Origin of the sequence: Bradyrhizobium sp. CCGUVB1N3 (assembly GCF_024199925.1) — a bacterium.
In the GTDB taxonomy this organism is placed as follows: Bacteria; Pseudomonadota; Alphaproteobacteria; order Rhizobiales; family Xanthobacteraceae; genus Bradyrhizobium.
On sequence record NZ_JANADR010000001.1, the window covers coordinates 7,056,096 to 7,077,908 of the forward strand.

At 64.3% G+C, this 21,813-nt stretch carries 13 protein-coding genes; 7 read left to right on the plus strand and 6 right to left on the minus strand.

What is annotated here, in order from left to right:
- Positions 1-7 precede the first annotated feature (7 nt).
- From NLM33_RS33655 to NLM33_RS33670, 4 genes are all read right to left on the minus strand, one after another.
- Positions 8-532, minus strand: a complete 525-nt coding sequence (locus tag NLM33_RS33655; RefSeq protein ID WP_254102781.1) for a hypothetical protein — start codon at positions 530-532, stop codon at positions 8-10.
- A 75-nt stretch (positions 533-607) separates the two neighbouring features.
- Positions 608-1,420, minus strand: a complete 813-nt coding sequence (locus NLM33_RS33660; RefSeq protein ID WP_254102783.1) for an MBL fold metallo-hydrolase — start codon at positions 1,418-1,420, stop codon at positions 608-610.
- Positions 1,421-1,512: 92 nt separating this feature from the next.
- Positions 1,513-3,036, minus strand: a complete 1,524-nt coding sequence (locus tag NLM33_RS33665; RefSeq protein WP_254102785.1) for a permease — start codon at positions 3,034-3,036, stop codon at positions 1,513-1,515.
- Positions 3,033-3,785 (minus strand): ABC transporter ATP-binding protein, encoded by a 753-nt coding sequence (locus NLM33_RS33670; RefSeq protein ID WP_254106027.1) that lies wholly within the window; start codon positions 3,783-3,785, stop codon positions 3,033-3,035. Before NLM33_RS33670 ends, NLM33_RS33665 begins: the two co-directional genes overlap by 4 nt.
- A 265-nt stretch (positions 3,786-4,050) precedes the next feature.
- Here NLM33_RS33670 and NLM33_RS33675 point away from each other — a divergent pair, with 265 nt between their 5' ends.
- The 6 genes from NLM33_RS33675 (at position 4,051) to NLM33_RS33700 (ending at position 10,821) form a co-directional block, all read left to right on the plus strand.
- Positions 4,051-4,926 carry a branched-chain amino acid ABC transporter permease gene (locus NLM33_RS33675; RefSeq protein ID WP_254102787.1) on the plus strand — a complete coding sequence of 292 codons (876 nt, stop codon included), beginning with the start codon at positions 4,051-4,053 and terminating at the stop codon, positions 4,924-4,926.
- 5 nt (positions 4,927-4,931) lie between these two features.
- Positions 4,932-6,083, plus strand: coding sequence for a branched-chain amino acid ABC transporter permease (locus tag NLM33_RS33680; RefSeq protein WP_254102790.1), 1,152 nt, complete (start codon positions 4,932-4,934; stop codon positions 6,081-6,083).
- Positions 6,080-6,838: an ABC transporter ATP-binding protein gene (locus NLM33_RS33685; RefSeq protein ID WP_254102792.1), complete on the plus strand. Its 759-nt coding sequence runs from the start codon at positions 6,080-6,082 to the stop codon at positions 6,836-6,838. The genes NLM33_RS33680 and NLM33_RS33685 overlap by 4 nt, the downstream gene beginning before the upstream one ends.
- A 4-nt stretch (positions 6,839-6,842) precedes the next feature.
- Positions 6,843-7,631 carry an ABC transporter ATP-binding protein gene (locus NLM33_RS33690; RefSeq protein ID WP_254102794.1) on the plus strand — a complete coding sequence of 263 codons (789 nt, stop codon included), beginning with the start codon at positions 6,843-6,845 and terminating at the stop codon, positions 7,629-7,631.
- A gap of 72 nt (positions 7,632-7,703) precedes the next feature.
- On the plus strand, positions 7,704-9,542 hold the full coding sequence (locus tag NLM33_RS33695; protein ID WP_254102796.1) for a long-chain fatty acid--CoA ligase: 1,839 nt from the start codon (positions 7,704-7,706) through the stop codon (positions 9,540-9,542).
- Between the two features lie 79 nt (positions 9,543-9,621).
- Positions 9,622-10,821: an ABC transporter substrate-binding protein gene (locus NLM33_RS33700; protein ID WP_254102798.1), complete on the plus strand. Its 1,200-nt coding sequence runs from the start codon at positions 9,622-9,624 to the stop codon at positions 10,819-10,821.
- 205 nt (positions 10,822-11,026) lie between these two features.
- On the opposite strand, the gene NLM33_RS33705 is transcribed toward NLM33_RS33700, so the two are convergent.
- Positions 11,027-12,142 carry a lysozyme inhibitor LprI family protein gene (locus tag NLM33_RS33705; RefSeq protein ID WP_254102800.1) on the minus strand — a complete coding sequence of 372 codons (1,116 nt, stop codon included), beginning with the start codon at positions 12,140-12,142 and terminating at the stop codon, positions 11,027-11,029.
- A gap of 85 nt (positions 12,143-12,227) precedes the next feature.
- Positions 12,228-12,977 (minus strand): transglutaminase-like cysteine peptidase, encoded by a 750-nt coding sequence (locus NLM33_RS33710; protein WP_254102802.1) that lies wholly within the window; start codon positions 12,975-12,977, stop codon positions 12,228-12,230.
- 624 nt (positions 12,978-13,601) lie between these two features.
- Here NLM33_RS33710 and NLM33_RS33715 point away from each other — a divergent pair.
- Positions 13,602-21,731, plus strand: coding sequence for a FecR domain-containing protein (locus tag NLM33_RS33715; RefSeq protein WP_254102804.1), 8,130 nt, complete (start codon positions 13,602-13,604; stop codon positions 21,729-21,731).
- The last annotated feature ends 82 nt before the right edge of the window (positions 21,732-21,813 follow it).

Below are 21,813 nucleotides of genomic sequence, written 5' to 3' on the forward strand. Positions count from 1 at the left end.
GAGCGCATCAGGCCGCCTGGCGCCGCCGCGCCTTCACTTCCACCACCAGCCGCCAGTCCGGAGCCGTGGCCGGCTTGGCTTCGCCGCGCCAGCGGAACGCATTTTCGGTGATCTCCGTAAAGCTCCAGCGTGACAGGTCGCCGTTGTCGGTGGTGCCTTCCTGCACGATGTCGGCGCCGCTGCGACGGCCGATCTGCTGACGGAACACGCTGCGGCCGGGATCGAGCCAAAAAATCCGCCAGGCGTCGACGGTCGGATCGTACACGCGCAACGTCGTGCCGTACCAATTGCCGGCGATCGGGAACGGTGGTGCGCCGGCGGGGCGAGGGATCATCCAGATATCCTGGACGGCCCGGCCCTCCAGCACCCAGCCGAAATGGATCTCGCCGGCCGCGCGATGGGTGGCGCCGTCAGGCGCGTGCGCGGTGATCTCGGCATCCCAATCGCCGATGAACTGGCCGTAAAGCCTTAGCGCTTGCGCGTGCTCGGGGTTGGGCCCGTCGGCGTGCAGAAATCTGACAAAGTCGGTCATGTCGGCCTCCGTTTCTGCGGAGATACCATCACGCGCAGACGGCAACCGGCTTGGAGAAAATTGCGCGGGAGCCCCTCACACGCCGTCGAGGATGATCACCGTCGGCGTGCCCGGCAGCGAATCCCGCGAGATGCGCAAGGAGCGTTCCAGGCGCCGGTCGATCTGGAAGTCGCGGCCGATCCGGCGCATGAAGTCGTCGAGCGGCGTGGCGAAACGGTGCATCGGCAGCACGACCGAGGCTCGCAGGCGTTTCGTGATCTCCGAGATGCCGTCTAGCGACATGGTGTAGGTGCCATCGATCGGCACCATGACGATGTCGAGCCGGCCGATCTGGGCAAAATGGCTGTCGTCGAGCTTGTGGTGGAGATGGCCGAGATGGCCGATGCAGAGGCCCGCGACCTCGAAGATGAAGATCGAATTGCCGTCGCGGATCATATCGGTGCCGGCATCGTCGCCGAAGTAGCGGCGGATGTCGGTGGTGACGTTGCGGATGAAGGTGTCGCCGATGCGCTCGGAAATCACCGCCGGCTTGCCGTCCTCGCCCCAGCCATGCAGCACATGGGGAATGCGCTTGTCGGGATATAAGGAGTAATGCGTGCTGTGCGCCCGGTTCATGGTGGCGACGTCGGGCAGCCGGCCGACCTGATAGGCGCCGCTATAATCGGTCGCGATGCGTAAGCCGCCGGGCGTGTCGATGAAATAGGTGGAATGGCCGGCATAGGTGATCTCGACCTCGGCGGCATTCGCCGCTTGCCGAAAGGCGACCGGCAGCGCGCGCGGCGCCGCGTTGGCCATTGCCAGGCACTCGCTGCGCTGTGGCTGTTGGGCCGTCGCAGGCGCGAGGGAAGCGCCGAGCAGTGTGAGGATCGCGGTTAGGAGTCGCCACATAGATCCGTCCCCCATGACGTCGGGGAAGTCTAGCGTGCAATTCCGCCTGCGGCCAACGGCAGCCGATCAACAGCGCGTCAGTGTCGCAGGCGTCACTCCCGCCGCGGGCTGAACCTCCAGGTGACGGCGACGAGGCCTGCGGTGATCAGGCCGCTGACGAGGCCGGCTAGGGGAAGCGCGAGCAGCAGCGCGGCGGTGGCTGCCCAGCCGATCGAGGAAAAAGCCTCGGCGAAGGTCGCAAGGCGCGACGAGGTCTGGCGGCGGCGGAATTGGCTGCGCCGCGCCTGCACGCGGAACCAGAGCTGGATCGCGGTGGCCGACGCCGCGCTGACGATGATCGCGCCTGCCGTGATCGCCGCCTGGAGCGGCGAGGTAAAGCCAAGTGCTGCGATCAGCGGAGCGAAGATGGCGGCAATCGCGATCAGCACGACCTCGATCTTGGCGCGGATGGCGCGTGAGGGCGACAGCGGGGCGGTCGCGACGAGATCGGGGGCGTCCTCGCCCGAAATCGTCAGCCAGGCGAGACCGCCGGCAAGCTGTCCTGCGGCCATCACGATGACGGGCGAGATCAGCACCAGCGCTGCAGAGCTGCCGGCAAAGCTCCGCCACAGCAGAAGCGCCGGCGGCACCAGATAGAGCAGTTGCATCAAGGTTTGCGAGATCAGCCAGGGATCGCGCCACAGCAGCATGAACTCCTTGCGCCGCAGCGCCTGGGCACGCGAGCCAGCGCGGAAAGGCCGCTCGCGCGGGGTCTGACGGCCGGTCGTGCCGCGGGCGGCGGCGTCGATTGCGGTGTCGGCGAAGCGGCCCGAGAACAGCGCCATCACGCCGCCCAGCATGACGAGGCCGAGCGCGAGCAGCAGCGCCAGCGCCTCGTTGTCGCCCATCACGGCCCGCGCAGGCCACCAGACGATGCTGTCGACGTCGGGCGCATGGCTGGCCGTGGCATCCGAGGTCAGCACCGCGAAGCGCGATAGCGTGCCGTAGGAGATGATCGCGGCGATCTGGAGCGCGATGACGAAACCCGCGCCGATGATCGCGGCGAGGATCTGCGCGATGAAGCGGGTCCGCGCCGGGCCGATCAGCCGGAACAGCAGGATCGTGATCGCGATCGCGATGGCCGCGGCCGACAGCCCCATGGCGATGACCACGCCGAACGCCGCGAGCCATCGCGGCCCGCCCCAGATCACCAGCACGTCGATGAAGGGCGTGGAGAACAACAGCGCCATCGCCGTGATTGCGAGCGCAATCGCGGCGATGCGCACCGAAAACAGGTTGGTGAGCGTTGCCGGTGACGACATGATGAGATCGAGATCCGCGCGGACGTAAAATACCCGCGTCACCGATTCGATCGCCTGCGACAGCATCAGCGCCCAGGCGAGCGCGATCGTCGCCGTGATCACGATCAGCGACGGCTTGTCGAGCGGCAATCGAAGTCCGGCGAAGCGGCTGATCACGGCCCAGGCCGGCAGATGCAGGAGCGCGGCAAAGACGACCAGGCCGATCACGGCGGCGCGCTTCCGCTTGCGCTGGCCCGTCATCATGGCGAGCCATTCGCGCCAGGCGAGCCTGAGCTCGTGGCGGGCAAACCACGACAATGCTGTCGCCGAGTTCATGCGGCGGCAGCCTCCAGCGTGACCAGCGCGATGAAGAGATCCTCGAGACTGGTGTCGGTGTGGCCGTTCTGCTGGCGCAGTTCGGCGAGCGTGCCTTCGGCAACCAGACTGCCTGACGCGATCACGCCGATCCGGTCGGCCATGCGCTCGGCGACCTCGAGAATGTGCGTGGTCATGATCACGGTGCAGCCGGCGCGGACGCGCTCGGCCAAAAGGCCCTTCACATGGCGGGCGGAGACGGCGTCGAGCCCGGTCAGCGGCTCGTCGAGAATGATGAGGCGGGGGTCGTGCACCAGCGCGCCGGCAAGCGCCACCTTCTGGCGCATGCCCTTGGAAAATCCCTCGCAACGCTCGTGGCGGTGCGGCGCAAGGCCGAGCGAGTTCAATAGCTCCTGCGCCACAGGTTCCGAGACGGTGGGCGCAATGCCCCAGAGGCCGGCGACGAATTCGAGATATTCGGGCGGCGTCAGCTTGTCATAAATCATCGGCTCGTCCGACACCCACGCCATCACCTGCTTGGCGGCCACGGGATCGGCCAGTGCATCGATGCCGAAGATCGACACCGCGCCGGCATCGGGCCGCAGCAACCCTGCGACCATGCGCAGGGTGGTGGTCTTGCCGGCGCCGTTGGGGCCGACCAGCGCGTAGAATTCACCGGCGTGAATGGTGAGATCGAGGGAATCGACCGCCAAACGGTCAAAACGCTTCGTTAACCCTCGTACGCTCAGCGCCGAGCTGTCCGGTTTCATGACGGCCACACCATACGGTTTCGCATCGCTCGCGACCTTGATCTGAAGATGTTTCGGCACGGTGAATCATCCTGCCACAAATTCCGTCATCCGGCACGGTTGCATCCGCCTCTCCCTTTATTGACAGCGCTTGGCGGTTCAGGCTGAATTGTGCCGGGCAAATGACGCTTTTCCGCGACTCACATGATCGCGTAGCGACTGGACAGAAGATGCGACGAGACGGCCGCCAAGAGCCGCAAGATCGCATCGGGGAGGATGCTCGGCGATGCTGGACTTCGTTCAGCAGCTGGTCAGTGGCATTGCACTCGGCTGCGTCTACGGCCTGATCGCGCTTGGCTTCGTGCTCGTTTACAAGGCAACCGAGGTCGTCAACTTCGCCCAGGGCGATCTGATGATGCTGGGCGGCTTCTTCGCCTTCACCTTCATCGGCATGATGGGCCTGAACTACTGGGTCGGCTTCGCCGGCGCGGTCGCCGCCATGGCGCTGTTCGGCATGCTCGCCGAACGCATCGTGGTGCGGCCGATCCTCGGCTACCCGCAATTCTCCATCATCATGGCAACCATCGGGCTCGGCTACTTCCTGCGCTCGATCGCGGGGATGATCTGGGGCACCGACGACTTCAAGATCGAGACGCCGTTCAGCCAGGGTGTGCTGCGCATCGGCGCGCTGGTACTCGCCTATGACAAGCTGTCCGTGATCGCGGCAACTGTCATCCTCTGCGCGCTGTTCTATGTCTTCTTCAACAAGACCACGCTCGGCACTGCGATGCGCGCCAGCTCCGAGAACATGCTCGCGGCCTACTACATGGGCATTCCCGTGAAGCGTATCGTGTCGATCGTGTGGGCCATCAGTGCGGCGGTCGCGACCTGCGCCGGCGTGCTGCTGGCCCCGATCACCTTCATTCACTCCAATGTCGGGCTCGTGCTCGGGCTGAAGGCCTTTCCCGCCGCCGTGCTCGGCGGCTTCGGCTCGATACCGGGCGCGGTCGTCGGCGGCGTCTTGATCGGCGTGATCGAGAGCATGGCCGGCTTCTATCTGCCGGAGGGTTGGAAGGACGTCGCGCCCTACTTCGTGCTGCTGGCGGTGCTGCTGCTCAAGCCCGAAGGCCTGTTCGGCCTTCACGTCCGCAAGAAGGTCTGAACGCCATGCGCTTCCTGTTCAAGACCGACTACGAGGACGACATCCGACTGTTCCCGCATTCGGGCTACCTGGTCTCCTACGGGCTCCTGATCGCGGTGCTGCTGGTCGCGCCCTACGTGCTCTCCAGCTATCTGATGAGCCAGCTCGTCTTCGTCTGCATCTATGCGACCGTCGGCGTGGCGCTGCTGATCCTCACCGGTTTCACCGGGCAGGCTTCGCTCGGGCATGCTGCGTTCCTCGCAATCGGGGCCTACACAGCCGCCTATTTGCAGAAATACAACGTGCCGTTCCCGGTCTACTTCCTTGCCGCAGGGCTCCTGACCGGATTGATCGGCGCGCTGGTCGGTTTCCCTGCGCTACGCCTCCAGGGCATCTATCTCGTCATCGCCACGATCTCCTTTGCCTTCATCGTCGAGGAAATTCTGGCGCGCTGGGAAAGCGTCACCAACGGCAATGAGGGCATGCGCATCAAGGCGCTGTCGCTGCTCGGCGCCGGCGTGCCGCGCGACAGTCCGACGTTCTATTTCCTGTGCCTCGCCGTCTTGATTCTGACCATCGTCGGCACGCTCAACCTGTTGCGCTCGCCGACGGGGCGGGCCTTCGTCGCGATCCGCGACTCCGAGACGGCGGCGCGCAGCATGGGCGTCAATGTCGCGCTCTACAAGGTAAAATCCTTTGCGATCTCGGCGGCGATCACCGGCTTTGCCGGCGTGCTGTTCGCGCACAAGCTCTCCTTCATCTCGCCGGAGATGTTCACGCTCCAGCTCTCGATCGAGTTCATCATCGTGATCCTGATCGGCGGCACGTTCAGCCTGCACGGCGCGGTGTTAGGGGCGATCTTCATCGTGATGATCGATCCGTTCCTGACCTACCTCAAGGACGACATGCCGGGCATCATTGCCGGCATCGCCGCGACCTTCGGGGCGAGCGCCGACAGCGCGGCGAACGTCCAGTCGAAAGTCGCAGCCTTCGCCTCGCTCAACGGCCTGAAGGGCGCGATCTACGGCATCATCATCGTGCTGTTCGTGCTGTTCGAACCGCTCGGCCTCTATGGCCGCTGGCTGAAGATCAAACTCTTCTTCCAGCTCTTCCCGCTCTACAAGCGCGCGACCTTCAAACGCCAGAAGATCTACGTGAAGTCGGAGCGGAACCGATGAGCTATTTCCGCGCCGATAACCTGTCGCTGCATTTCGGTGGCCTCAAAGCGGTCGACGCGGTCTCGTTCGCGGTCGAGAAGGGCGAGATCCTCTCCATCATCGGGCCGAACGGCGCCGGAAAAAGCTCGATCTTCAACCTGATCTCGCGGATCTACCGCCCGACCGCGGGCCGTATCTATTTCGAGGACCAGGACATCACGGAACAGCCGCCTTACGACATCGCAAGGCTCGGGATCGCCCGCACCTTCCAGAACATCGAGCTGTTCGAGAATGCGACCGTGCTCGCGAACCTCTTGGTCGGGCGTCACCGTCACTCGACGACGCAACTCTGGCAGGAATTGCTGTTCCTGCCGAGCGTGCGCGCGAACGAGAAGCTGCACCGGCGCCGCGTCGAGCAGGTGATCGAGTTCCTCGATCTCGAGCCCTATCGCGACAAGCTGATCTCGGGTCTGCCCTACGGCGTGCGCAAGGTGATCGAGCTTGCCCGCGCGCTCTGCTCCGAGCCGAAGCTGATCCTGCTCGACGAGCCCTCGTCGGGGTTGAATGTCGAGGAGACCGATGACATGTCGTTCTGGATCCGCGACATGAAGAGCGAGCTCGGCATCACCGTGCTGATGGTCGAGCACGACATGTCGCTGGTCAACCGCGTCTCGGACCGTGTGATCGCGCTGAACTACGGCCGGGTGCTGGCGATGGGCTCGCCGGCCGAGGTGCAGCAGCATCCCGACGTCGTCGCCGCCTATCTCGGAGCCTGACGCGATGGACGCCGCCGTTTCGCCCGACATCATCCTGAAGCTCTCCAATGTCGAGAGCTACTACGGGCCGATCATGGCGATCCGCGGCATCTCGCTCGAGGTGCAACGCGGCCGCATCGTGACGCTGCTGGGGGCCAATGGCGCGGGCAAGACCACGGTGCTGAAGACCATCTCCGGCATCCTCGATCCGCAGAAGGGAACGATCGAGTTTCTGGGCAGGCCGATACAGCGCATGGAGGCCGACAAGATCGTCCGTCTCGGCCTCAGCCACGTACCGGAAGGGCGCGAGGTGTTTCCGTTCCTCTCCGTGCGCGAGAACCTGATGATGGGCGCCTATCCGCGCAGGGATCGCGACGGTGTCGCGGAGGATCTCGAACGCGTCTATGGTTATTTTCCGCGGTTGAAGGAGCGCCTCAACCAGCCGGCCGGCCAGCTCTCCGGTGGCGAGCAGCAGATGCTCGCTATCGGGCGTGCCCTGATGAACCGGCCGACGCTGCTGCTGCTCGACGAGCCGTCGCTTGGCCTGTCGCCGATCCTGGTGAAGGAGATCTTCACGATCATCCGCCGCGTCAACGAGGAGCAGGGCATGTCAATCCTGCTAGTCGAACAGAATGCCAAGGTGGCGCTGGAAACGGCGCATTACGGCTATGTGCTGGAGATCGGGCGTGTCGTCATGAACGACACCTGCGACCGCTTGATGCATTCCCAGGACATCCAGGAGTTTTACCTTGGTGCCAAGGAGGCCGGCGCGCGGGGCGAACGGCGCTGGAAAAAGAAGAAGACGTGGCGTTAAATGAGGTTCCCGACATAGACCGCCGGCAAAGATAGGCAGCGCGAGGGGACGAAGCGACAAGGAGGAAGTGGCATGGCCCGACCGGCGGTGCTGACGGTCGCTGACACGATCGCGAGGAGCTTTCTGCGCGCCGCGGAGACGCGCGGGGACAGGCCCGCGATCCGCGAGAAGAAGTTCGGCATCTGGCAGCCGACAAGCTGGCGCCAATGGCTGGAGATCTCCAAGGAGATCGCCTATGCGCTGCGCGCCCGCGGCTTCGTGCCCGGCGACGTCGCCTCCATCATGGCCAACGCCGTGCCGGAATGGGTCCATGTCGACATGGGCATTCTGTGCGCCGGCGGCGTCTCCTCGGGAATCTATCCGACCGATTCCTCCGCGCAGGTCGAATATCTCGTCAACGATTCCGTCACCCGCATCGTCTTCGCCGAGGACGAGGAGCAGCTCGACAAGATCCTCGCCTGCCGCGCCCGGTGTCCGACGTTGCAAAAGATCATCGTGTTCGACATGGAGGGCCTGAGCGGCTTTACCGACGATATGGTGATGTCGCTGGACGAGTTTCGCGCGCTCGGGCGCAATCACATGGTCGGCCGTGAGCCGCTCTGGCAGGAAATGATCGACAGCCGCGGCCCGGGCGATCTCGCCATTCTCGTCTACACGTCGGGCACGACAGGCCCGCCCAAGGGCGCGATGCACTCCAACCGCAGCGTGACGCATCAGATGCGCCACGCCAGCGATTTCATTCCGGCGAGGGAGGACGACGACCGGCTGATCTTCCTGCCGCTCTGCCACGTCGCCGAGCGGGTCGGCGGCTACTATATCTCGGTGGCGCTCGGTTCGGTGATGAATTTTGCCGAAAGCTCGGAGACCGTACTGGACAATCTGCGCGAGGTGCAGCCGACCGTCTTCCTCGCGGTGCCGCGCGTTTGGGAGAAGTTCTATTCCGCGATTACCATCGCGTTGAAGGATGCAACGCCGTTCCAGCAATGGGTCTATCGCCGCGCCATCGACATCGGCTTCCTCATGACCGATCGCCGGCTCGAGGGCACAGCGCCGTCGCTCGCGCTCAGGATCGCGAACCGCTTCGCCTATTGGCTGGTGTTCCGCAACATCCGCCGCATGATCGGGCTCGATCGTTGCCGCATCGCCTTCACCGGCGCTGCGCCGATCTCGCCGGACCTGATCCGCTGGTATCTCGCGCTCGGCATCGACATGCACGAGGTCTACGGCCAGACCGAGAATTGCGGGGTCGCGACCATGATGCCATCCGACCGGATCAAGCTCGGCTCGGTCGGCAAGGCTGTGCCCTGGGGTGAGGTCAGTCTCTCAGCCGATGGCGAGATCCTGATCAAGGGCGACTTCCTGTTCATGGGCTATTTGAACCAGCCGGAGAAGACGGCCGAGACCATCGATACGCGCGGCTGGCTGCACACCGGCGACGTCGGCACCATGGACGATGAAGGCTTCGTCAGGATCACCGACCGGATGAAGGACATCATCATCACCTCCGGTGGCAAGAACATCACGCCGTCGGAGATCGAGAACCAGCTCAAATTCTCGCCCTACATCTCCGACGCCGTCGTGATCGGCGACAAGCGGCCGTATCTCACCTGCCTCGTCATGATCGACCAGGAGAACGTCGAGAAATTCGCGCAGGATCACGACATCCCCTTCACCAACTATGCGAGCCTGTGTCGGGCGATGGAGATCCAGGGCCTGATCCAGCGCGAGATCGAGGCGGTGAATTCCAATTTCGCCCGCGTCGAGACCATCAAGAAATTCTACCTGATCGAGCGCCAGCTCACGCCGGAGGACGAGGAGCTGACGCCGACCATGAAGCTCAAGCGCAGCTTCGTGAACAGACGCTACGCCGACGAGATCGACGCGATGTATCGCGAACGCGCGGTGGCGTGAACGAGCCATTCCGAGGAAAGCGAAGGAGCGACGGGCCCCGCTCTTCGCGCAGCACGGGCCTTGAGGAGAGGAGACGTCGATGTCGAAATCGTTTCGGGCGTTCAGCCTTGCGGCGGGCGCGGTGGTGCTCACCTGTCTGCCGGCCGCCGCGCAAACCAGGTTCACCAATGAAGGCATCTCGGCCAACGAGATCGTCATCGGCACCCATCAGGATCTGTCGGGCCCGATCAAGGGCTGGGGCGTGCCCGTCGCCAATGGAATGAAAATGGCGGTCGAGGAGATCAACGCCGCAGGCGGCATCAACGGCCGCAAGATTCGACTGGTCGTCGAGGACAGCGGCTACGATCCGAAAAAGGCAGTGCTGGCCTCTCAAAAGCTGATCGAGCGGGACAAGGTCTTCGCTATGGTGGGACCGATGGGATCGCCGACCGTGCTCGCGGCGCAGGACATCCTGTTCGACGCCGGCGTGCTCCAGCTCTTCCCCCTGTCGGCAGCCGAGTTCACCTTCAAGTTCGATCCCGCCAAGCCGCAGGAGCGGCTGAAGTTCAGCAATCTGCTGCCTTACGTCGAGAGCACGCGGGCCGCGCTGAAATACATGATGGAGTCGAAGAGCTTCCAAAAGCCCTGCATCATGCACCAGGATGACGAGTACGGTAAGAACGTGCTCGACGGCTTCAATCAGCAGCTCGCCGCGATGAAGGTGCAGCCGGCTTCGGTGACGAGCTACAAGCGCGGCGCCTCCGATTTCAGCGCGCAGGTCGCCAAGATGAAGTCGGACGGCTGCGATCTCGTGGTGCTCGGTACCGTGATCCGCGAAACCATCGGCGCGATGAGCGAGGCGAAGAAGCTCGGCTGGGACGTCACCTTCCTGGGGGCTACGCCGACCAACGTGCTGGAAGTGCCGGCCCTCGGCAAGGACGCGGTCGAAGGGCTCTACGCGGCGAGCCAATTCGAGATTCCCTACGAGGACACGGCCAAGGAGAAGGTCAAGGAGTGGCTCGCCAGCTACAAGAAGATGTTCGGCGTCGATGCCAATACGCAGGCGATCATCGGCTACAATACGGTGACGACCTTCGCCTTCTATGCGCAGAAGGCGGGCAAGGAGTTGACCGGCCAGAAGATGCTTGATGCGCTGGAGTCAGGCGACAGGTATCTCGACATCTTCAACTCGCCGCCGACCAAGTTCTCCAAGACCGATCATCTCGCCAACACCGTCACCCAGGTGCAGCAGGTCAAGGGCAGCCGCTGGGTGCTCGTGAAGGACAATCTGATGTTCTGATCTTCGCCTCTCTCCGCGCGGATGGTGCACCCTCTTCCCTTGTGGGAGAGGGTGGATTCGATGCGAAGCATCGAAGCCGAGTGAGGGGTCTCTCTCCGCGCGTGAAACTCTAGCGGTGAACTCGTGGAAGCACCCCCTCATCCGGCGTGCTACGCGCGCCACCTTCTCCCACAAGGGGAGAAGGAAGAAAGAGCGGCGGCGCGTCTCACGATCCCCCGCCCGCGACGCCGGACTCCACCGGCGCCAGCTCGTCTTCCCTGCAGCGCCAGCCGTCGGCGGCTTTCTGGAAGGCGAAGGTTCGCTGGATCCTGAGCCGGCGCGTCACATTGAAGCTTTCCCGGGAGTTCTGCCTGGCCGCAGCGGCCGGTTGCGCCTTGCCGGACCTGGGGTCCCAGCAGGTGCCGGTGCAGGTCGATGCGACCGGGCTGCAGGTGGTGAAGGGCGACAGCACGACCATATCGATATCGGCGGTGACCTTCGCCTCCTGCTCTTCGACGTCGCTGCCGGTCGCGAACACACGACTGATGCGGACGAAGCCGCCGCAGGAATTGGCCGCATGGATCTTGGCGACGCAGAAGTCGGCGGCATCGGTATCAGGCAGCCGTGCAGCGATCTGGCGGCCGAACACCCGCTTCGGATCGCCCTTGGCACCAAGGATATCGGCGGTCTTCCGTCTCAGATATTCGGCGAGACAGCCTTGCGCGGACGACAGCTCGGCGAGCGGCACGTTTTCCTTGCCGACGAGGTCGCATTTGCGATCGCGCTCCCTCGTCCAGCGGCCGTATTCGGCGAAGGCAAAGCGGGCTTCGGTCGGGTTCAGCTTGCCGATCAGGCCGAGGACCTGGCCGTTGAGCTCCTCCTCCGCCAGCGCCAGCTCCGGGTCGCTGCAGATCAGCGCGCCGGCCGCCGTGTTGGCCGCGAGGCAATCGAAATCGGGGTCGCGCAGGATCGCGGCGCGCTCCTCGGTCTCCCTCAGCAGGCAGGTCTTGACGCGATCGATGTCGTCGGTGCGGACCGCGGTCTGGCCGAAGATGCCGCAGCTCAGGTTGCGCTGCCGGATCCACAGCGCGTTCTCCTCGATCGCCGGCAGACGGTCCGGCAGGCGGGAGAGCCGCGCCTCGATGGCCGTGCCGAGCTTCTCGGCCGCTGCGGCAAGCTCGCCGTCGCCGCAAAACAGCTGACCCGCGGGATCGCGCTGTTGCTCGCAGTGGTTTTGTGTAAAGAGCGGCAGCTTGTCGGCGATCGCTAGATCATTGGCCGCCTGCGCGCGGGCAGGCGAGATCAGCGACACCGCAATGATCGCCAGCACGAACGCCCGCATTCCACTTGTCCCCGGAGCCCGCATGATAGGTCATGCTAGCTTCCCGCGCGGCGCGGCGAAACCGTGAATGTGGAGCTTAGAGCTGTTAGCGTGCCGCGATCACCGCCGGGCGGTCGCTCTGCGGCGCCGCGACGAGAGCCGGCTCGTCGACATATTTCAGCACCGCGGACTGATAGAGCACGAACAGCGGCTGATAGGTCCGCGCCGTCTCATCCTCGACCATGGCCATGCGGCGGTTGTCGAGCATCAGCCAGTGGCCGTCGAGCCTGGCAGCCGCGACCGCATGCTCCTCGGCGACTTGCGTGTCGCGCACGAAAACGATGCGCAGATCCTCCGGCGCAACGCCCGCGAGGCGAAGCGCGGCGAGCTTGGCGATCGCATAGTCCTCGCAATCGCCGGCGCCGCGCTGGAAGGTGGCGAGCGGCGAGCTCCAGACATCATCAGTGCCGTCGCTGGCCGCCTTGATCGCGAGATTGATGGCGCGGTTGGCTTCACCGAGGCGGGCGCGGCCTTCGCGGCTACGGGCCTGGTCGACGATGGCGAGCAGCTTCAATGCGGCGGGCGAGGCGCAGTTGTCGCGATCGCCGTCGCACAGCGCGAGCTGCACCATCTCGTCGTCGAGCTTGTCCTTCAGGTGAAACCACTTGTCGCGGACGCGACCTGCGGAGATCGCGAAGGCGAACACGCCGAACGGTTCGGCGGATTTCCGCACGAGGACGGCGGACCCGGGCGACAGCAGCGTGCCGGCGCGTAGGTCGGCGGCCGATCCGAGCAGGATCAATCCGCACAAGAGCAGGACTGCGCGCCAGGCGCGCGAGTGAGCAACGGTCTCCATCTGACTTCCCCTGTCCAGCATCGGCAGGACACCCCTGACCCGCACGTGCCGGCTTTGTTTCTGGTGCGGAGACAGTGAAGGAAGGGCCGTTTTGTTCTGCTTAACGCGCCCGGCAGGGGTCCCAAAACCGCGGAACAGGCTGAAACCGGTCTCTCCGGTTTACGTAAAATTTTACCCGCCAGGCCCGGGAAAGGCGGCGGCTGCCGCGAAATGGAACCAATTGCAGGTTGAGCTTGAGTCAGCAGCCGAATCTGCTGCTTATGACTAATGGCGGGCTTATTCCGCCAGTTCTGTTAGCCAAGTCACAGTTAAAGCTCCGTATTTGCCACAGTATGTTGCAGGGCACTGCAAAGAACAGATGACGTAAGTATCTGTGCGCGGGTTTAAACATCGGAATACTTGGAGTGATTGGATATGTCGCCGATTTGGTGGGGCTGTACCTGTAAATATTCCAGGGATTACTTTTGCTCCTCTGCTCTCCTGCCGTCTCTTCCCGGTTATGTTGGGGTGGCCGTCTCGATTCGCGTAGGAAATAGACGGTTCCGCTAAGGACTTGGTAATGATATGCAAGCATAGGCAGCAGATACTCCTTTAAATATTAACCCTTTTTGCGGTGCTTCCCCGTTGAACTACGCTGGCAAATTTGACGCCGCGCTCTCCTTGCATGGCCAGGGTTTCCACGCGCCCGCCCATGACCACGTCGATACATTTTCCGTCTTGGGTCATGGGCACGCGCCGCAGGGCGCGTTCGTTGTTCCCGATCCCAATCTCCTGTTCCATGGCGACTTCAAGCGCGCAGGCGTCGATCTCGTGCTGTCCAATGACGGACACGAGTTCGTCATCCACGATTACTTCAAGGGCGAGAAGCGCGCCGCGATCGCCTCGCCCGATGGCGCCCATCTCACCGGCGACATCGTCAACGCGCTCGCCGGCAACGTCCAGTACGCGCAGGCGGCGTCCGGCGCCGCCGCCGCGCAGGTCATCGGCCATATCACCAAGCTGACCGGCAGCGCGACGGCGGTCCGCAACGGCGTCTCGATCATCCTGAACAACGGCGACAACGTCGAGAAGGGCGACGTGCTATCGACCGGGTCGGATTCGACCCTCGGCGTCACCTTCATCGACGGCACCGTCTTCGGCCTTTCCTCCAACGCGCGAATGGTGCTGAACGAGATGGTCTACGACCCCAACGGGTCGAGCAACTCGTCGCTGCTGAGCCTGGTCGCGGGCACGATCACCTTCGTCGCCGGCGAGACCGCCAAGCACGGCGACATGAAGATCGATACGCCGGTCGCCACCATGGGCATCCGCGGCACCGCCGTGCTGACGGAGATCAGCTTCTCGGTTCCGTCGGGCGGCGGCGATCCGCAGCCGCAGGCGAATTTCCAGGTGCTGGTCGAGCCGGACGGCACCACCGGCTCCTACATCCTGTTCGACAAGGTCACGCTGCTGCCGATCGCCACCGTCAACCAGGCGGGGCAGATGATTCAGATCAGCGGCGGCAACGTCTCGGTCACCAACGCGCTGCTGTCGCCGGACGTGCAGAAGCTGATCACGGACGTGTTCTCGCTGAAGTTCACGGACAACAACACCAACACCAAGCTGACGAACAACTCGACCGATTCGATCACGCAGGATGCCAACCTGGTGGTGATCAAGACGGCGGACGGCGCGACGGCGCAGGCGACTTTCGTCAACACGGTCACCAGCGGCAGCGGGCCGTCCACAGCCACCTCCGACAAGTCATCGACCTACAGCCGTATTCCCGGCGCGCCGGACGCACGCAGCCTCGACCTCACCGGCAACGTGAAGACGGCGTTCGCGCTCACCGAGCTCGACGGCAAGACCGGCGATACCACCGATCTCGACGTGATCGGCGGCAAGGTCACCTTCTTCGACTTCAATCTCGGTGACCGGCCGACGGTGAAGGTGAACTTCGCGTCCTTCACCTACCAGAACGCCAATCACGACGACGTCACCGCGGGATTGTCGGACCTGCAAAAGGCCGACATTGCCGCGACCGAGGCCAAGATCACCGTCGTTGCCGCCTCCGACAATAGCAACACGGGCTCGGCGACCTGGACCTACAGCGTTCCGGACAACGCCTTCGACTTCCTTGCCGCCGGCGAAACGCTGACGCTGACCTACCGGGTCCGTGTCGACAACAATTTTACCGCCCTCAACGAAACCGCCTTCATCGACATCACCGTCACGGTCACCGGCACCAACGACACACCGGTGATCACCTCGAGCGTTCCGACCATCACCTTCGAGGGCGGCACCAGCGTGCCCGGCGGTCCGCTCACCTCAGAGGTGCCGACCTCGGGAACGCTGACCTTTACCGATGTCGATCTTACCGACACCCACAAGGTGTCGGTGAAACTGACTGGCGCGACCCTGCCGGACGGCAGCACCGTGCCGCCGGGACCGCTGGCGACCTTCGAAAAGGCGATGTCGGTTGCGATCGATACCGACAGCACCGGGACGGGTGACGGCGTCATCGACTGGTCGCTCGCCGATCTGCCCGTCTACCTCGCCGACTTCATTCCGAAGGGCGAGGTCCTGACACTGACCTACACCGTGACGGTCACGGATTCGCAGGGCGCGACCACGACCCAGACCATCACCGTCACCATCAAGGGCACCGACAGCCCCGCGGTGGTGTGGGTCGCGACGAGCGATGCCGGCTCCCCGCCCGGCGGCTTCTGGAAGGACGCCGCCAACTGGGAAACAGGCACCGTGCCGACGATCGATGACGACGTCATCGTCATCACCGATCAGCTGCACGGCCTGACGCCGTCCTATCCGGTCACGATCGACGAGGCGGCGTTCGCCAAGTCGCTGACCATGAACGATTTCGACACGTCCGCCGGGCATGCGGCGCCGCAGGTCATCAACCAGAGCACACTGACGATCGCAGGAGCGCTCAATCTCAGCGCCGACTCGATCCTGACCAACTCCGTAGGCGCCACGATTTCCGTCGGCGGCAAGGCGGAGATCCTGGACACCAGCGTGCTGACCAATTCCGGCACCCTGACGCTCGCGGGCGGCGGCGATTTCGCGGCGGGCACCTCGATCACCAATGCCGGCACGATCGAGCTCTCCGGCGGCACGCTCAAGATGCTGGCCGAGATCCACAATGCCGGCGGCACGTTCAAGGTCGATGCCGGTGCGACGCTGGACGTCGACGGCGGCACCATCGACAGCGGCAAGCTGACCATCGGCGGCACGTTGGTGCTGGAGGGGACGAGCGTCCTGACCAATGGCAAGCTGGACAATTCCGGCGCCGTCACCGTCACGGGGACCGTCGCCCTCGACAAGCAGACCGTCGACAACGATTCGACGATCGAAATTCAGGCCGGTGCGACGTTGACGCTGGACCAGGGGATCGCGGTCGCCAATTCGTCCGGCACCATCACCGTCGACGACCATGGTGTGCTGGTCCTCAATCAGGCCGAGGTCACCGGCGGCACGATCAACAATTTCAGCGGCGCGCTCGGCGGCAGCATCGACGTCACCGGCGACAGCAGCATCGACGGCGGCGCTACGCTCAACAAGGGCGCCGTGACCGTCGAAAGCGATGTCACGCTGACGCTCGACGATGCGACGGTGTCCGGGACCTCGATCACCGACAACGGCACCCTGAAGATCAACGCCGGCAAGACGCTGACGCTGAACGGTGCGAGCATCGCCGGCGGCGCGCTCAGCGTGTCCGGCACGCTCTCGTCCAGCGGCGCCAGCACGGTTACCAATAGCTCCATCACCAACAACAATCTGATCGAGGCGATCGGCGGCGTGCTTGCGCTCGTCGCGACGAGTTCGGCCACGATCACCAATGCCGGCACGCTGCAGGCCAATGGCGGCGAGCTCGACGTCAATGGCGAGGCGGTCACCAATACCGGAACGCTGGCGGCAATCAACGACGGCACGCTGAAGCTGATCTCGACGACGGTCACCAACACCGGCGCTACGGTTTCGGTGGACGCGGGCTCGGCGCTCGATCTCGTCGGCGCGACCATCAACGGCGGTACGCTGACGCTGTCCGGCACGCTGGTCTCGACCGGCATCAGCGCCATCAACGAAGCCGACATCAGCAACACCGGCACGATCGACGTCACCAGCGGAACGCTGACGATCGACCCTGCGGTGCTGCACACCATCACCAATCAAAACCTCATCGAGGCGAATGGTGGCGTGCTCGACATCTCCGGCGATCTGATCATCAACGCCGGTACGCTCGAGGCGATCAACGGCGGCACGCTGAAGCTCTCCGCCGTTACGGTCACCAATACGGGCGGAACGGTAACGGTCGACGGCACCTCGAAGCTGTATCTGTCCGGTGTCGAGATCGACGGCGGCCACCTCGGCAATGCCGGCCATCTCTACAGCGTCACGGGCGGCAACATCGTCACCGCCGTGGTCACCAATACCGGCATCATCGAAGTGCAGGCCGGCACGCTCGATCTCGCTGGCGGCCTCAGTGGCGCCGGCGCGCTGATCATCGACAACGGTGCGACGCTCGAGCTTGCCGGCGCGACCGCCCAGACTGTCACCTTTGCCGGCGGCAGCGCTACGCTTGAGCTCGACAATGTCGCGGGCCAGAGTTTTACCGGCACCATCGCCGGCCAGTCCTCGTCCGGCGGAACGTTCACCGTCACGGGTGCTGGCGACATCACCACCGCCAGCGGTGTTGCGCTCGACTTCACGGCGTCCGGTGGCACGATCGGTGCTCCCGCCGACATCGTGCTCACGCCGACCGGCGCGCTGACGGGCGCGGCTAACGGCATCTTCGTCACCCAGAGCGGCGTTGGCGACATCTCGCTGACGGCGACAAAGGACATTACGGGCCAAAGCGGCAACGGCATCTGGCTGCGCGACAGCGCAACCGGGTCCGGCGACATCACCGTGACCAATCTCACCGGCAAGGCGACCGGCACGGGCGCCAATTCAGTTGGTCTGCTCGTTGAAAATCTCAACAAGGCCAACGATGGCGATATCACGATCGAGCAGCTCGGTGGCGCCGCGGGCGGTGCCTACGGCATCGACGCCACCACCCATGGCGATGGCGACATCAGCGTCGAAGCGGGCGGCAACGTCACCGGCAGCACGGTTTACGGCATCCGTGCGCGCAGCTACGGCAGCGGCAGCGAGACCGTCACCACGGATGCAGGCACCGTCGTCAATTCCGGCAGCTCCGGCATCGTCGCGGTCAACCGGGCAACCTCGATCGATGCGGCCGACGACAGCACGATCACAGTCAATGCCTACGGTACGATCAATTCCGGCAGCAGCCTGAACCAGAGCGGCAATACGCCAGGCGGTATCCAGGCCGGCTACAACGGCGCCACGACTGGCTCGGTGGCCAACACGGATGTGAACGGCAGCGTCATCATCAACAACTACGCCAACATCACCTCCGGCGGCCACGGCATCCACGCCTTCAACTACGGCAATGGCGACATCACGGTGAACGATGGTGCCGGCACCACCGTGACCGGCGCAGTGGCCGGCATCAAGGCGGTGGCGCTCAGCGGCGGCACAGGCGATGTGACGATCAACATCGGCGCCGATGCTCATGTCACGGGAACATCCGGCTACGGAATCGATGCCTACAGCCTCAACGCCGGCGACATCAGCGTTGTGATGTCCGATGGCGACGTCCTCAATTCGGGCAGCGTCGGAATTGACGCAGTCAATGAGGCGACCGCGATCGGCAGCGACGTACAAAGCACGATCTTCGTCAGCGCGCACGGAACCATCCATTCCGGGTCAACCACGACCCAGAGCGGCAATCCGCCGGCCGGCATCATGGCGGGCTACACGGCGGGCGGAAGTGGTCAATTCGGTAACGCCGTCTATGGTGACGTCACCGTGGAGAGCGACGCCACGATCACTGCGGATGCAGGCCTTGGCATCAACGCCTTCACCTGGGGTGTCGGCGACGTCACGGTGACGGCCGACAAGGGGTCGTCGATCACGGCCGCCGGCACCGCGATTGGTGCCTTCGACCATGGTGGCGGCGACGTCAGCGTCACCAATGAAGGCTCGGCGACCGGCTTTGTCGGACTCTCGGCCGTTGCCACCGGCGCCGGCGACATCACCATCGTCAATGACGGCGATCTCACCGGCACCGGTGCGGTCGGCATCGTCGTCACGCAGAACAGTGACGGCGCGACCGGTTCGACCCACATCACCAACACCGGCTCGGTCGTCGGCGCGGACGGCCACGCCGCGATCGTCGTCCAGGAGAACACCACCGGCACCGCGCTGATCGACAATTCCGGCACCATCGGGCCGGATGACGCGGGCAGCGTGACGTCCACGACCTATGCCATCGTGGAGACCGGCGGCCACGTCACGATCAACAACACCGGCGACATCAACGGCAATATCTCGGTCGCCAGCGCGACCTTCAACAATGAGCTAGGGGGCACCTGGACGGTGTCCGGATCGAGCTTCTTCGGCGCCCTGTCCACCTTCGGCAATGCCGGCGAGATCGATCTGCACAACGGCGCCTCGATCTCCGGCGCGGACGGTGCGGCCTTCGCCATCACCAATTCCGGCGAGATCGAGAGCTGGGGCTCGACCTCCATCAGCGGCGCCATCACCAACACCGGCAGCATCAAGATCGACAGCGGCACCATGACGCTGTTCGGCTCGCTGTCCGGCTCCGGCTCCGTCACCATCGACGCCAATGCGACGCTCGACGTCAAGGCCACGGTCGCACAGACCGTCACCTTCTCGGGGAGCGGCGCCGAGCTCCAGATCGATACCGCGAGCTTCGGCGGTTCGGTCGCGGGCTTTGCCGCGACCGACAAGCTGGACCTGTCGACGATCACCTTCGACGGCGGCACCACCGTGACCTACGACGCGGAGACCGGCAACCTCGTCGTCAGCGATGCCTACGGGCACAGCATCACGGTGAAACTGGTCGGCGACTACAGCAACGCGCATTTCGCCGGCAGCGACGACGGCACCGGCCACACGCTGATCACGCTGAATGCGGCTGACGACTCCAACGTCGATGTGTGGACGGGGAGCGTCAACCAGAGCTGGAACAATGACGGCAATTGGTCGCTCGGTCACGCGCCCACCGCGACCGAGACCGCAATGGTCGATACCGAGAGCACGGTCTATCTGAACCTCGACGACAACGGCAGCGTGATCGGCGGGCTGTCGCTCAGTAGCGTCACCGAGCTCGACATCACCGGCACCGGCTATAACCCCGAGTACGAAAGCGTCGGCAGCTACCTGGTGGTGAACGGCACTCTCGTCAATCACGGCCATATCGACGTCGCCGACACCTATCTCGACGCTCTGCAGCACGTCGTCAACACCGGCACCATCGACGCCGACGGACGATATGGGATCGTGAGCTTCGGCAACCTGCCGGGCAGCACCATCGACAACGCCGGCGGCACGCTGGAGGCCGACGATGGCGGGCATATCGCCTTCTTCCACAACACGATCAACGGCGGAACGATCGACCTCGTCGGAGAGGACTCGGTCGCGTTGCTGCGCGCCTCGATCGTTAACGGCACGACGCTGAACGCCGACACGAGCTCCTATTTCGAGGTGCTGGGCACCACGACCTTCAACGGCACCGCGAGCACCATGTCGGTCGACGGCGACATCCATATCGACGTCAACGGCAAGCTCGTCCTCGAGGGCACCATCAACGACACCGGCTCGGTGGCCAACCACGGCGTTCTCGTCGCCGATACCGGTGCGGCGACGATCCTCGGCGATCTCACCGGCTCCGGCACCGTGCAGATCATGAGCGCGAGCGTCGAACTCGGCGGCACCTCCGATTCCGCGATCCAGTTCGCAGGCTCCGGCGTCGGCACGCTGCATCTGGACTCGACGTCGCACTTCACGGGCACGGTGACGGGCTTCAGTTACGGCGACAATATCGACCTCGCGGGCATCGACCCCAAGAACGTTTCGCTGGTCTCGACCGAAGGCGGGCTCCAGGTCCATTACGGCACGGGCGACGGCGACTACTTCACCATCACCGGCGGTTACGACGAAACCGGCTTCAGCACGAGCAGCGACGGCAGCGGCGGCACGGAGCTCGTCTGGAGCCACCAGTCGCCGGTGATCGACACCACGCATTTCACCCACGTCCACGACGAGGCGACGAATACCGACACGGTCACGGGTCTGTCGGTCTCGGGGTCCTCGACCGAAACCTACACGGTGACTGCGGAGACCGAGGGCGCGAAGGAAGGCAGCAGCGTCACCCCGACCTCCATCGATGGTGCGTCGCTCGACCAGGTCAACACGGCTCTCCACAGCGTGACCTACGATCCGGGCGCCACCCCGCCCGATGTCGACATGATCACCTTCAAGGTGACCGACAGCCTTGGCGCCAGCGACACCGTCAACTTCATCTTCGACGAAGGCGGCTCGAACCCGGTCACGCTGACCGGCACCAGCGGCAAGGACGTCATCTTCGCCACCGAGTCCAGCGACACGCTGATCAGCGGCGGCGGGCAGGATCAGTTCGTGTTCGGCCCGGCATCAACGACGGACGCCGTCCAGCACACCGTCTACGGTTTCGATACGACCCAGGACAAGATCGACCTGCGGCAGTTCGACGCCATCAATTCGGTCGCCGACCTCACCATTACCCAGCAGAACGCCGATACGCTGATCACGCTGGACGATCACGAGACGATCCTGCTCAAGAACGTGGCCGCCGGCAACCTCCACGCCAGCGATTTCATCGTTACCAACCACGGCACGACGTAGCGCGGGCCTCGCTCTCCCGCTGCGGGCAGCAAAAAATCCCCGGATCGTCGCTTGAGGCCATGGCCATTTGCGTCCTGACGAT